A 12,807-nucleotide genomic window follows, 5' to 3' on the forward strand; every position below is an offset into this window, starting at 1 on the left:
GGACAACGGGTGCCCTGGACCGGCCGGGTCGAGGACGCGACCAGGAGATGGATGGGACCGCGGAGTGCGGGGCAACGACCGCTACGAGGTTGACGATCACCTCTCCCAGTTCGAGGCCGAGATGGGTCGGACTCGAAAGGAGCGGGACAAGGCAGTCGAGCATGCCGAGGACCTCGCCTACCAGGTGGAGGTGCTCCGGGCCAAGCTGCACGAGTCCCGCCGCATGCTCGCCCAGCCGCGCGCCTTCGACGCCGTCTCCGGCCAGGCCGAGCAGATGCTCCGCACTGCCGAGATGCAGGCCCAGCAGCTGCGCGCCGACGCCGAACGCCAGCTGCGCGACTCCCAGGCCGCCACCCAGCGGATCATGGCCGAGGCCGCCGAGCGCACCGCCCGACTGGAGGCCGAGCTCACCGCCCGCCGCCGCCAGCTGGAGGACGAGCTCACCGAGCTGCGCCGCACCGCCGAGCAGCACGTCAACGGCTGGGCCGAGCAGACCAGGACCGGCTCCGAGCAGGAGGCCCAGCGCCTGCTCCAGGACGCCCGCGCCGAGGCCGAACGCATGGTCGCCGCCGCCCGCGCGGAGGCCGTCGCGCTCTCCGACCAGGCCCGCGCCCAGACCGCCGCCGACGTCGACGCCGCCCGCGGCGAGGCCCAGGCCGCCGCCGAGGCCGCCATCCAGCGGGCCCAGAGCGACGCCGAGCGCCTGCTGCGCGCCGCCTCCGAGCACGCCCAGCAGGCCGGCGCCCAGGCCGCCGCCGACGTGGACGCCGCCCGCGGCGAGGCCCAGCAGCAGCTGGCCGCCGCGCACGCCGCCGCCGAGCAGCAGCTCGCCGTCGCGAAGCGCGAGATCGGCCGGCTCAAGGAGCAGGCCTCCGCCGAGCAGATCCGGGCCGAGCAGCAGCTCGCCCACGCCCAGGCCGAGATAGAGCGGCTGCGTGCCGAGGCGATCGCCGAGGCCGAACGCACCCGCCGCGAGTCCGCCGAGCTGCGGGCCCAGGCCGAACAGGCCGCCGAACAGCTCCAGGCCGACGCCGAGGCCGCCGCCGAACGCAAGGCCGCGGACGGCGAGGCCGCCAACGAGCAGCGCTCGCAGACCGCCCGTGCCGAGGTCGCCCGGATGGTCGCCCACGCCACCAAGGAGGCCGAGGCGATCCGCGCCGAGGCCGCCACCAAGCAGGCCGAGGCGGAGGCCGCCAAGGCCGCCGCCGCCGAGGAGAGCGAACGGCTGCGGGCCACCGCCGAATCGGTGGCCGGCGAGCTGCGCGCCGAGGCCGAGGCCGCGATCGCCGAACTGCGCGCCCAGGCCGACCGGGACGTCGCCGAACTCCGCGCCCACGCCGAGGCCGAGGCCCAGCGGCTGCGCCACGCGGCCGAGGAGGAGGGCCGGGCAGCCGGCGCCAAGGACGCCACCGTCCACCTCGCCAAGGCTGCCAAGACCGCCGAGGAGGTGCTCGGCCAGGCCGACCAGGACGCCGAGACCGCCCGCACCGAGGCCGCCACCGAGGCCGAGCGGATCCGCACCGAGGCCGCCGCCGAGGCGCAGCGCCTGCGCGAGCAGGCCCAGGCCGCCGTCGAGCAGGCCCAGAACGCCGCCCTCGACGACGCCGCCGCGATCCGCGAGCGGATCGAGCAGATGCAGGACGAGGCGGCCCGGCTGCGGGCCGAGGCCGAGGAGCTGCGCGCCCAGGCCGCCGCCGAGGCCGACCGGGTGCGCGGCGAGGCCCGCCGCCAGGCCGTCGTGCAGATCGAGGAGTCGGCGAAGAACGCCGAGGAACTGCTCACCAGGGCCAAGACCGACGCCGACGAGCTGCGCGCGGGCGCCGCCGGGGAGATCGAGCGGCTGCGCGCGCAGGCCCAGGAACAGGCCGCCGAGACCCAGGGCCGGGCCGAGCAGACCCTCGCCCGGGCCCGCACCGAGGCCGAGAAGACCACCACCGCCGCCGAGCAGCAGGGCCAGGACGCCCTCGCCGCCGCCAAGGCCGCGGCCGCCGAGAACCGCGCCGCCGCCGAGCGCGAGACCGCCGAACTCCGCCGGGACGCGACCGAGTTCGACCAGCGGGTCCGGGCCGAGGCGACCGCCGCCGCGACCGCCCTCAGCGCCGACGCGCAGGCCGAGGCGAGCGCCGTCCGGGACGCCGCGGTGGCCGACGCCGAGCGCGTCCGCACCGAGGCCGACGCCGAGGCGGCCCGTACCCGGGGCGAGGCCGAGGCCGCCGCGAACGCGCTGCGGGAGGAGAGCCGGCGCGAGCACGAGGAGGCCGCCGCCGGGCTGCACCGCGAGCGCGAGGAGACCGCCGAGCAGCTGGCCGCCGCCCAGGCCGCCCACGAGCAGGCCGAGCAGACCGCGACCGAGCTACGGGCCCTCGCCGAACGCGAGAGCGCCGAACTGCGCGAGCTGGCCGAGCGGGAGAGCGCCGAACTGCGCGAGCTCGCCGACCGTGAGACCACCGAACAGCGCACCGCCGCCGAGGCGTACGCCGCCGACGTCCGGGCCAAGGCCGAACAGGCCGCCACCGAACTCACCGAACGCACCACCGCCGAGACCACCGAACAGCGCGAGGCGACCGAACAGCACGTCACCGAGCTGCGCGCCCTCGCCGAACGCGACACCGCCGAACAGCGCGCCCTCGCCGAGCGGGAGACCGCCGAACTGCGCGAGCTCGCCGACCGCGAGAGCGCCGAACAGCGCACCGCCGCCGAGGCGTACGCCGCCGACGTCCGGGCCAAGGCCGAACAGGCCGCCACCGAACTCACCGAACGCACCACCGCCGAGACCACCGAACAGCGCGAGGCGACCGAACAGCACGTCACCGAACTGCGCGCCCTCGCCGAACGCGAGACCGCCGAACAGCGCGAGCTGGCCGAGCGGGAGACCGCCGAACTGCGCGAGGCGACCGAACAGCACGTCGCGGCCCAGCGTGCCGAGGCCGAGGAACTGGTGGAGGGCGCCCGGAGCGCCGCCGAGCAGCGCCAGGCCGAGGCGGCCCGGGACGCCAAGGCCGTCCGGGAGAAGGCCGCCGCCGAGCTGGCGTTCGCCGCCGAGCAGGCCGAGACGGTCCGCGCCGAGGCCGGCCGCGAGCTGTCCGAGGCCCGCGCCACCGCCGACGGCATCCGGGCCGAGGCCACCGCCGTCCTGGAGCAGGCCCGGGTCGACGGCGAGGAACTGGTCGCCGCCGCCGGCGTCGAGGGCGCCGCCCTGGTCGAGGCCGCCGAGGAGGAGGCCGCCGAGGTCCGCCAGTCGGTGGCCGGCATGCACGAGGCCGCCGCCGAGCAGATCGCCGAGCGGAAGGCCGCCGCCGAGCGGAAGGCCGCCGAGGTCCGCGACCGGGCCGAGCAGGCCGCCGCCGAACTGCGCGAGCTGGCCGAGCGCGAGACCGCCGAGCAGCGGGCCCTCGCCGACGCCGAGACCACCGCCCTGCGCGAACTCGCCGACGCCGAGACCACCGAGCAGCGGGCCCTCGCCGACCACGAGACCGCCGAACTGCGCGCCCGCACCGACGCCGAGACCACCGCCCTGCGCGAGCTGACCGACCGCGAGCTGGCCGCCGAACGCGAGGCCCACGAGGCCGAGTTGGGCCGTCAGCGCGCCGAGGCCCAGGCCTACGACGAGCACCTGCGGGCGGAGGCCGACGCCGTTCTGCACGCGGCCCGGGAGAGCGCCGGGCAGCTGCGCGCGGACGCCGAGGCCCAGGCCGTCCGGACGATGGCCGCCGCCGACGAGCGCTCGGCCGGCCTGGTCGCCGACGCCGAGGAGCTGGCCGCCGCCCTGCGCGCCGAGGCCGAGGAGTACGCGCTCGCCACCCGCACCCTCGCCGACGAGTACGACGCCGCCGCCCACAGCCGCGCCGACGCGTACGACGCGGAGACCCGGGAGGCCGCCGAGCAGTTCGACAAGGCCACCCGCGAGCAGGCCAACTCCGTCCTGGAGAAGGCCTTCGCGGACGCCGAGTCGCTCGGCGAGGACGCCCAGACCACCGCACTGGCCACCACCGCCGCCGCCGAGGAGCAGGCGGACGCGATGGTCGCCGCCGCCCGCAAGGAGGCCGACCGGCTGGTCGCCGCCGGCGAGGCGGCCGGTCAGGCCGAGGTGGAAAAGGGCCGGTCCGACGCCGACACGCTGCTCGCCGAGGCCCGCCGGGACTCCACCGCGATCCGCGAGCGCGCCGAGGAGTTGCGCGAGCGCACCGACGCCGAGGTGGAGGCGCTGCACGAGCGCGCCCGCAAGGAGAACGCGGCGGCCATGAAGTCGGCCGGCGAGCGGGTCGACGCCCTGGTGACGGCCGCTCAGGAGCAGCTGACCGAGGCCGAGGAGCAGGCGGTGGCCACCGTCGCCGAGGCCGAGGACCGGGCGGCGGCGCTGGTCGCGGCCGCCGAGGACCGCGCGGGCGAGCTCACCTCGGAGGCGTCCGCGGAGGCCAGCAAGGTCCGGATCTCGGCCGTCCGCAAGGCCGAGGGGCTGCTGAAGGAGGCGGAGACCAAGCTCGCCGACTCCACCAGCCGCGCCGAGGCGCTGATCGTCAAGGCCGAGGCCAAGCTCCAGTCGGCCGAGGCCGAGTCCGAGGAGCGGCTGGAGAACGCCGCCACCGAGGCCGAGAAGCGGCTGCGGGACGCCGACCGCGGCGCGGACGAGCAGGTCGAACTGGCCAAGGCGGAGGCCGAACGGCTGCTCGCCGAGGCACAGGCCGAGGCGAAGCGGGTCACCGACGAGGGCCGGCGCGAGCTGGACGAGCTGGTGCGGCGGCGCAAGGACATCAACACCGAGATCTCCAGGGTGCAGGACGTGCTGTCCGCACTGGAGGCGTTCGAGGCACCGGCACCGGTCGCCCAGACCAACGGGGGAAGCAGCACCAAGAAGGACGGGGGTGCCAAGGCGGGTGCCGGAATTGGTTCCCCCCGGTCGGGCGGCAATCGTTCCAAGAACGCACCACCCGATTGAGCGGACATTGTCCGCGGGACGACGGCATCTCGCCGTCGACACTCCGGTACCGTGTCAGGATTCCCTCAACCACCTCAACGGTTTGACGACAGGAAGCCCAGAACCCCATGAGCGACAGTCACTCCCCTCACGGCTTCGACCTGGTGCGCCGTGGGTACGAGCGCGCCCAGGTCGACGAGCGGATCACCAAGCTGGTGGCCGACCGTGACAGTGCCCTGACCCGGATCAGCGCGCTCGAGAAGCGCATCGAGGAACTCCACCTGGAGACCCAGACCGCGCAGGCGGCGGTCACCGAGACCGAGCCCTCGTACGCCGGTCTCGGCGCCCGGGTCGAGAAGATCCTGCGACTGGCCGAGGAGGAGGCCAAGGACCTGCGCGACGAGGCGCACCGCGCCTCCGAGCAGCACCGCGAGCTCGCCGAGGCCGCTGCCCAGCAGGTCCGCACCGAGGCCGAGAACTACGCCAAGGACCGCAAGGCCAAGGCGGAGGACGAGGGTCTGCGGATCGTCGACAAGGCCAAGAGCGACAGCGCCCAGCTGCGCGCCGAGGCCAACAAGGACGCCCAGAACAAGCGCGAGGAGGCGGACGCCCTCTTCGAGGAGACCCGCACCAAGGCCGCCCAGGCCGCGCTGGAGTTCGAGACCAACCTGGCCAAGCGCCGCGAGCAGTCCGAGCGCGACCTGGCCGCCCGTCAGGCCAAGGCCGAGAAGCGCCTGGCCGAGATCGAGCACCGGGCCGAGCAGCTGCGCCTGGAGGCCGAGAAGCTGCGCACCGACGCCGAGCGCCGCGCCCGCCAGACCGTCGAGACGGCGCAGCGCCAGTCCGAGGACATCGTGGCGGACGCCAACGCCAAGGCCGACCGGATCCGCAGCGAGTCCGAGCGCGAGCTGGCGGCGCTCACCAACCGCCGCGACAGCATCAACGCCCAGCTGACCAACGTCCGCGAGATGCTGGCGACGCTGACCGGCGCGGCCGTGGCCGCCGCCTCGCTGCCGGGCGACGACACCATGGGCGTGCCCGCCCAGCAGTCGCGCTGACGCCGCCGCCGGGCGCCGGTGCCCGGCGGTACGTGCGGAACGGACGGCACGTCCGGAACAGCGGACAGGCCCTCACCCACCCGGGTGAGGGCCTGCCTTCTTTCCACCGTCATCATCTCGGGTGACCTGGGTGAGCGGGCGTCACCTGGGGTAGGCCCCGTCGGGCCGCTGGTGCCCGCTGCTGAGCTGGTTGCCCTCGTCGTCGGAGACGGTGCCGAACCACGAGGTGCACCAGACCGACACCGAGTCCGGCCAGTACTGCACCTCGAACGGGTGGCCGGAGCCGTGGTCCCCGTACGAGGTGACGATGAAGGTCTCGCCGGGGCGCAGCCAGTAGTCCTCGCCGAGCGGTTCCAGGGTCAGTTCGACCAGACCCTCGCCGCGGTTGGTCACGGGCATCCGGCCGGTCACCTCCAACGCCGAGAAGTCCCAGCCGGTCGATTCCTCCCTCATCCGGCCGCCACCCGGGCCAGCAGGTCGCGGACGGCGGCGTTGAACGCCTCCGGTGCCTCCAGGGCGCTCAGATGGCCCGCCCCGGGGATGACGGTCAGTTCGGCGTCCGGACGGGCCCGGAGCATCTGTTCGGCCTCCTCCGGTGCCACCAGGCCGTCCTGTGCGCCCACGACGACGGCGGTGGGCACCCGCAGCCCGGCCAGCACGTCCAGCGCGTCCGGCCGGGCCGCCATGGCCCGCTGGGCCCAGGCGACGGCGGCCGGCGACGCGGCGGCGACCAGCGACCGCACCCGCTCCACCAGGTGCGGCGAGTCCGGCCCCAGCTGCCCGGCGGCGACCTCCTCGTCGAGCAGCAGTTGGACGCTGCCCCGGGCGGTGACGGCGGCCGCGATCCGCTCCCGGTTGGCCCGGACGGCGTCGGTGTCGGCGGTGGCGCGGGTGCCGGCCAGCAGCAGTCCGGCCAGCCGGTCCGGGTGGCGGCGGGCGAAGGCCAGCGCCACGTAGCCGCCCATGGAGAGCCCGCCGACCACCGCGCGCTCGATCCCGGCCGCGTCCAGCAGCAGGGCGAGGTCGTCGGCGACCAGGTCCAGCGAGGGTTCGTCGGCCCCCAGCTCGGTGCCGCCGAAGCCGCGCTGGTCCGGGGCGAGCACCCGGGCCTCGTCGCCGGTCAGGCCGGGCAGCGCGTCCAGTTGGGCGGACCACATCGAGGCGTTCAACGGAAAGGCGTGCAACAGCACGAGGGGTGTTCCGGTGCCGCTCTCGCGGACGGACACTGCGGAGGGGGGCTGGGTCATGGGCCCACCGTATTCCGGCACGCCCGGCGGGCCCACTCAGCGGGCCGCGATATCCGCTTTGTCCCGGGGCCTGTCTCGTGGTTTCCGCCGGGCCCACGGCGCCCTGGCACGCACCTCGCCGCGTTGTCGTCAGTCGCCAATGCTCCGCAGTGGCTCCCTCCTCCGCCTTGCGATGCACGCACCCGGACGCCGCAGTCCGATCCGGCGCAAACCACGAGACAGGCCCTAACCTGACCAAAAGTAAGGGAGCGCGAATGATCGAGTTGCACGACCTGACGAAACGTTACGGCGGGACCCTCGCGGTGGACCGGCTCAGCTTCCAGGTCCCCCAGGGCGTGGTGACCGGATTCCTCGGCCCCAACGGCGCGGGCAAGTCCACCACCATGCGCATGATCCTCGACCTCGACCGCCCCACCAGCGGCCGGGTCACCATCGACGGCAAGCGCTACGGGCAGCTCAGCGAACCGCTCAAGTACATCGGCGCGCTGCTGGAGGCCAAGGCCGTCCACCCCGGCCGCACCGCCCGCGACCACCTGCTCTGGCTCGCCCAGAGCAACCGCATCCCGACCCGCCGGGTGGACGAGGTGCTCAGCCTGGTGGGCCTCACCCCGGTCGCCCGCAAGCGGGCCCGCGGCTTCTCGCTCGGCATGGGCCAGCGCCTGGGCATCGCCTCCGCCCTGCTCGGCGACCCGGAGATCGTCATGTTCGACGAGCCGGTCAACGGACTGGACCCGGAGGGCATCCTCTGGATCCGCAACCTGATGAAGCGGCTCGCCACCGAGGGCCGGACCGTCTTCGTCTCCTCCCACCTGATGAGCGAGATGGCCGTCACCGCCGACCACCTGGTGGTCATCGGCAAGGGCCGGCTGCTCGCCGACCTGCCGATGCCGGAGTTCATCCGGCGCAACTCCCGCTCCGCCGTCCGGCTGCGCACCCCGCACCCCGAGCGCCTGCTCGACGCCCTGTCCGGGGCCGGGCTCCGGCCCGAACCCGGGCCCGGCGGCTCCTACGAGGTGGTCGACGGCGATCTCGCCCGGCTCGGCGACCTGGCCGCGGCCCACGACGTCGTCCTGCACGAACTCAGCCCGCAGCAGGCCTCGTTGGAGGAGGCGTTCATGCAGATGACGGCCGACTCGGTGGAGTACCACGCGGGCGACGGCCCGGGCCGGGACGCGGCCGGCGCACCCGGCGTCTGGGGCGCCGAATGGAAGGCGGACGGCGCCCCGCGGACCGCGGCGGCCCGGCAGGAGGAGAACTGAGATGACGTCCTTCCCGGCGATCCTGCGCTCCGAGTGGACGAAGATCCGCAGCGTCCGCTCGACGATCTGGACGCTCGCGCTGACCTTCGTCGTCACCGTCGGCATCGGCGCGCTGCTGTCCCTGCTCACCAACAACAACTTCGGCGAGTTCCGGCGGGGCGACCAGGTCGTCTTCGACGCCACCGGCACGGCCTTCTCCGGCATCATGCTCGGCGAGCTCGCCATCATCGTGTTCGGCGTGCTGGCCATCGGCAACGAGTACAGCACCGGCATGATCCGGGTCACCCTGGCCGCCGTCCCGCAGCGCGGCACCCTGCTCACCGGCAAGGCGGTGGTGCTCGGCGCGATGGCCCTGGCGGTCTCGGTGGTGACGGCCTTCGTCACCTTCTTCACCGGCCAGGCGCTGCTCGGCTCGCACTCCACCAGCCTCGACCAACCGCACGTGCTGCGCGCGGTGTTCGGCGCCGCGCTGTACCTGACGATGCTCTGCCTGTTCTCGGCCGGCGTCACCACGATGCTGCACAGCCAGACGCTGGCGCTGGGCGTACTGGTCCCGTTCTTCTTCCTGCTCTCGCCGATCCTCTCGGCGGTGCCGAAGGTCAGGACCCTGGCCCACTACTTCCCGGACTACGCGGGCTCGCGGATGCTGCTGGTGTACGAGCAGCACGGCCAACCGTACGGGCCGTGGGAGGGCTTCGTGATCTGCCTGGCCTGGACGCTCGCCGCCCTGCTCGGCGGTGCGCTGGTGCTCAAGAACCGGGACGCCTAGGGACGCCTGGGGAGTGCTCAGTACCGCGGAGCGCCGCGGCCCCGCAGGACGTTGGAGGCCCGGCGCTCCCGCGCGCCCCAGCAGGCGCGGTGCCAGTGCCGCCGGTCGTCCACGCCCGCGCCGTGCATCGGCCAGGCCACCACGTGACCCATCCCGGGCGGGATCTCCTGGTCGCAGCCCGGGCACCGGTAGTGCCGCCCGGCCGTCCCGGCGACCGTCTGGACCACCCAGTCGTCGCCCTGGTGGCTCTCGGTGCGGCGCAGCGATCCGCCGAGCGGGGAGGCCTGCTCGGCGCTCCCGCCCGGCTCGGCGCTCTTGATCCGGTTGCGGCGCGGCGACACGTCGGACTACCTCTCTTCCGGGGTTTCGGGTCCGTTCCAGCCTACGGCCGGCCGCCCCTCCGACAGGCCACTATCACGGCATCGTCCGACGCTCCCGCGTTTTTGCCGAGATCCACCCGATCTTCGACGAAATCCGGGCTTCCGCGTGCCATTGGCACATGACATCGGATACCCACAAGGGGAACAGGCGGGGCCCGCAGACCCTGCGCGCACCCGAGGAGGCCCCACCATGACCAAGACCAGCGCCCGCGCCGAGACCCGTCGACCCGTCGGAGTCCGGCCGCCCACCACCGGGCCGGTGCTGACCTCGCCCGCCCCGGTCACGGCCGCGGCGGGCGAGCCGCTGCCCGTGCCGCAGCGGGCGGGCGCGCTCCCGCCGGACACCGCACCGGTGCGGGTCGGCGCGTTCCTGCTGTCCGCGCAGTTCCCCGGGCAGAGCCACCGCGAGGCGCTGGACCGCACCGTCCGGGCCGCCGTCGAGGCCGAACGCGCGGGCCTGGACAGCGTCTGGCTGGCCGAGCACCACTTCGTCCCGTACGGGGTCTGCCCCAACGCCGCCACGCTGGCCGCGCTGCTGCTCGGCCGTACCCGCCGGATCGGCGTCGGCACGGCGGTCAGCGTGCTCTCCACCGCCCACCCGGTGGCGCTCGGCGAGCAGGCCGCGCTGCTGCACCTCACCTCGGACGGGCGCTTCACGCTCGGGGTGGGCCGCGGCGGTCCCTGGATCGACCTGGACGTGTTCGGCGGCGGCGTGGACGCCTTCGAGAACGGCTTCCCGGAGCGGCTGGACCTGCTGCTCCGCTGGCTGCGCGGCTCCCGGGTCGGCGCGGACGGCCCGCAGTTCACCTTCCCCGAGGTGGCGGTGGTGCCGCGCGCCACCGAACCGGTGCGCCGGTCCGGACTGGGCAGCTGGCTCGGTCTCGGCGAGCCGTCCGGCCCGGTGCGCTTCCCGCGTCAGCGCCAGGACGTCGAGGGCCTCGGAGAGGGCGTCGGTGGGGGCGTCGGTGAGGAACTCGACCCGTCCGGGCGGCCGGTGGCCGGCCCGCCGATGGTGGTCGCGTGCACCTCGCCGAACGGGGTGCGACTGGCCGCCGAACGCGGCCTGCCGATGCTGCTCGGCATGCACTCCGGCGACGACGACAAGCTGCGCATGCTGGCGCTGTACCGCAGCGCCTGGCTGGCCGCCGGGCGCGGCGAGGAGCAGCTGCGCCGGGTGAACCGCCAGCACGTCGCGGCCGGGGTGGCCCAGGTCGACGACCGCACCTCGGCGGCCCGCGCCACCCTGCTGAACGCCATGCCGGGCTGGTTCGAGTACGGGCTCGGCGCCCACCGCACCGTGGACGGCCGGGAGCGCACGATGCGCGACCCGCGCGAGTACACCGAACTCCTCTGCGACCTGCACGCGGTGGGCACGCCGCGGCAGTGCGCCGACCGGCTGCTGGCCACCGCCGAGCGGACCGGAATCCGCCGCTTCGCGCTGCTCGCGGAGGGCAGCGGCGACCACGAGGCGACCCTGCACAACATCGCCCGGCTCGGCTCCGAGGTGCTGCCGCAGCTGGGGTGAGCCCGGGAGCGGAGCGGCCGGGCCCGGTCCGGGCCGCCGCCCCTCCCCTCGCACCGGGGGACGGGGGCGGCCCGACGACCTTCCGGGCCACTGCGACCCGGCATCGGCGGTGCTGCCGGGTCAGCAGTCCCGCAGTTCCTCGGACTGGTTGAGCAACTGCTCCCGGACCGAGGTGAAGCGTGCGTGCCGTGCCTCGTTGGCGTCCGACGGCAGGAAGACCGCCACCCGGTGACAGTTCTGGAAGGCCAGCCGCACCCCGAAGTGCCGCTGCAGGGCCCCCCGGATGGCGTCGCTGGCAAGGGCCCGCAGGAGCTGGCCGCGGGCCTGCTCGCTGGGCGGCGGTACCTGGTTGTCGGCGAAGTCGGTACCGTCGACCTTCGCCTGGGCGACCAGCGAGCTGATCAGGTCCCAGGCGTACGGCAGCGAGACGCGGACGCAGTCGACGAATTCCCGCTCGTCGACCTCGCCCCGCTCGGCCTTTTCCAGCAGGGCCGGTGAGACGTCGAGCGACATGGATTCTCCTCTCGCGGTCCACCCGCGCGGCGCCCGGGTGGTCGTGCGTAGTCCAAGCTCACAGTGAGGGTGGGCGGATCGCGCGGGGTGTCCGGAACGCCGTGGAACGGGCGTTTTTGACACCCTGCGAAGGCGGCGGCACCACGGGACGTGACGTCCCGGACACCGACCGCGCTCGGAACAGCGTGGCAGTCAACGGCGGGACGGGCCGGTCATTCCTGTGGATTGCTTCGGAAATACGCGGCGGTGCACCACATTGGCCGGATCCCGTCGGATCGTTCATCTGAAGTCTCCGTCCCCGTTGACAGCGATCCCGCACGCGTGCCGTCACGTACGGTAGCGACCCCAGGGGGTGGGCGCCAGACCGCGACGGGCGGTGAGCGGAATTGCCGAACCTCCATGTTCGCGGGGTTCCCGGTTTCTTCACCCGGTCGTCGTGGAATCGCATCAACTGGCCCCGGTGGGCTAGCGTGGTCGACCGTGCGTCTCGTAATTGCCCGCTGCTCAGTCGACTATGCCGGTCGGCTCTCCGCCCATCTGCCCTCCGCCACCAGGCTCATCCTGGTCAAGGCCGACGGCAGCGTCAGCATCCACGCCGACGACCGCGCCTACAAGCCGCTCAACTGGATGTCCCCGCCGTGCGCGCTCAAGGAGGCGGACGGGGTCTGGACGGTGGAGAACAAGGCCGGCGAGAAGCTCATCATCACGCTGGAGGAGGTGCTGCACGACTCCTCCCACGAACTCGGGGTGGACCCGGGCCTGATCAAGGACGGCGTCGAGGCGCATCTCCAGGAGCTGCTCGCGGACCGGATGGAGGTGCTCGGCGCCGGCTGGTCCCTGATCCGCCGCGAGTACCCCACCGCGATCGGCCCGGTCGACATCCTCTGCCGCGACTCGGACGGTGCCACGGTGGCCGTCGAGATCAAGCGCCGCGGTGAGATCGACGGCGTCGAGCAGCTCACCCGCTACCTCGAACTCCTCAACCGGGACCCGCTGTTGGCCCCGGTCAAGGGCATCTTCGCCGCCCAGGAGATCAAGCCCCAGGCCCGCGTGCTGGCCACCGACCGGGGCATCGGCTGCGTGGTGCTGGACTACGACGAGCTGCGCGGCATCGACGACGACAAGCTCAAGCTGTTCTGAC

Annotated in this window: 10 protein-coding genes; 6 read left to right on the top strand and 4 right to left on the bottom strand. The window is 74.2% G+C overall.

The window, feature by feature from the left end:
- The first annotated feature begins 64 nt into the window (after positions 1-64).
- Together ABT015_RS15660 and ABT015_RS15665 are read left to right on the top strand one after the other, a co-directional pair.
- Entirely contained in the window at positions 65-4,936 is a 4,872-nt protein-coding gene (locus ABT015_RS15660) for a polarized growth protein Scy-related protein (RefSeq protein WP_350879582.1), read from the top strand.
- A 107-nt stretch (positions 4,937-5,043) separates the two neighbouring features.
- The gene (locus ABT015_RS15665) at positions 5,044-5,973 is read left to right on the top strand and encodes a coiled-coil domain-containing protein (RefSeq protein WP_350879583.1); all 930 of its coding nucleotides are present in this window, start codon (positions 5,044-5,046) and stop codon (positions 5,971-5,973) included.
- A gap of 141 nt (positions 5,974-6,114) precedes the next feature.
- Here ABT015_RS15665 and ABT015_RS15670 read toward each other — a convergent pair whose 3' ends face one another.
- Together ABT015_RS15670 and ABT015_RS15675 are read right to left on the bottom strand one after the other, a co-directional pair.
- Positions 6,115-6,426 (bottom strand): hypothetical protein, encoded by a 312-nt coding sequence (locus ABT015_RS15670; protein ID WP_350879584.1) that lies wholly within the window; start codon positions 6,424-6,426, stop codon positions 6,115-6,117.
- Positions 6,423-7,220 carry an alpha/beta fold hydrolase gene (locus ABT015_RS15675; RefSeq protein WP_350879585.1) on the bottom strand — a complete coding sequence of 266 codons (798 nt, stop codon included), beginning with the start codon at positions 7,218-7,220 and terminating at the stop codon, positions 6,423-6,425. Before ABT015_RS15675 ends, ABT015_RS15670 begins: the two co-directional genes overlap by 4 nt.
- Before the next feature lie 254 nt (positions 7,221-7,474).
- Here ABT015_RS15675 and ABT015_RS15680 point away from each other — a divergent pair, with 254 nt between their 5' ends.
- The gene (locus tag ABT015_RS15680) at positions 7,475-8,479 is read left to right on the top strand and encodes an ABC transporter ATP-binding protein (protein ID WP_350879586.1); all 1,005 of its coding nucleotides are present in this window, start codon (positions 7,475-7,477) and stop codon (positions 8,477-8,479) included.
- 1 nt (position 8,480) lies between these two features.
- Positions 8,481-9,248, top strand: a complete 768-nt coding sequence (locus tag ABT015_RS15685) for an ABC transporter permease subunit (RefSeq protein WP_350879587.1) — start codon at positions 8,481-8,483, stop codon at positions 9,246-9,248.
- A 17-nt stretch (positions 9,249-9,265) separates the two neighbouring features.
- On the opposite strand, the gene ABT015_RS15690 is transcribed toward ABT015_RS15685, so the two are convergent.
- Positions 9,266-9,589, bottom strand: coding sequence for an Rv1322 family protein (locus ABT015_RS15690; protein ID WP_350879588.1), 324 nt, complete (start codon positions 9,587-9,589; stop codon positions 9,266-9,268).
- Positions 9,590-9,980: 391 nt separating this feature from the next.
- On the opposite strand from ABT015_RS15690, the gene ABT015_RS15695 reads away from it, so the two are divergent.
- Positions 9,981-11,153 carry an LLM class flavin-dependent oxidoreductase gene (locus tag ABT015_RS15695; RefSeq protein WP_350879711.1) on the top strand — a complete coding sequence of 391 codons (1,173 nt, stop codon included), beginning with the start codon at positions 9,981-9,983 and terminating at the stop codon, positions 11,151-11,153.
- A gap of 120 nt (positions 11,154-11,273) precedes the next feature.
- Here ABT015_RS15695 and ABT015_RS15700 read toward each other — a convergent pair whose 3' ends face one another.
- The gene (locus ABT015_RS15700) at positions 11,274-11,666 is read right to left on the bottom strand and encodes an SCO5389 family protein (RefSeq protein WP_063347790.1); all 393 of its coding nucleotides are present in this window, start codon (positions 11,664-11,666) and stop codon (positions 11,274-11,276) included.
- A gap of 480 nt (positions 11,667-12,146) precedes the next feature.
- Here ABT015_RS15700 and nucS point away from each other — a divergent pair, with 480 nt between their 5' ends.
- Entirely contained in the window at positions 12,147-12,806 is a 660-nt protein-coding gene (nucS, locus tag ABT015_RS15705; protein WP_280676005.1) for an endonuclease NucS, read from the top strand.
- The last annotated feature ends 1 nt before the right edge of the window (position 12,807 follow it).

The sequence above is a fragment of the Kitasatospora sp. NPDC094016 genome (assembly GCF_040304045.1).
In the GTDB taxonomy this organism is placed as follows: Bacteria; Actinomycetota; Actinomycetes; order Streptomycetales; family Streptomycetaceae; genus Kitasatospora.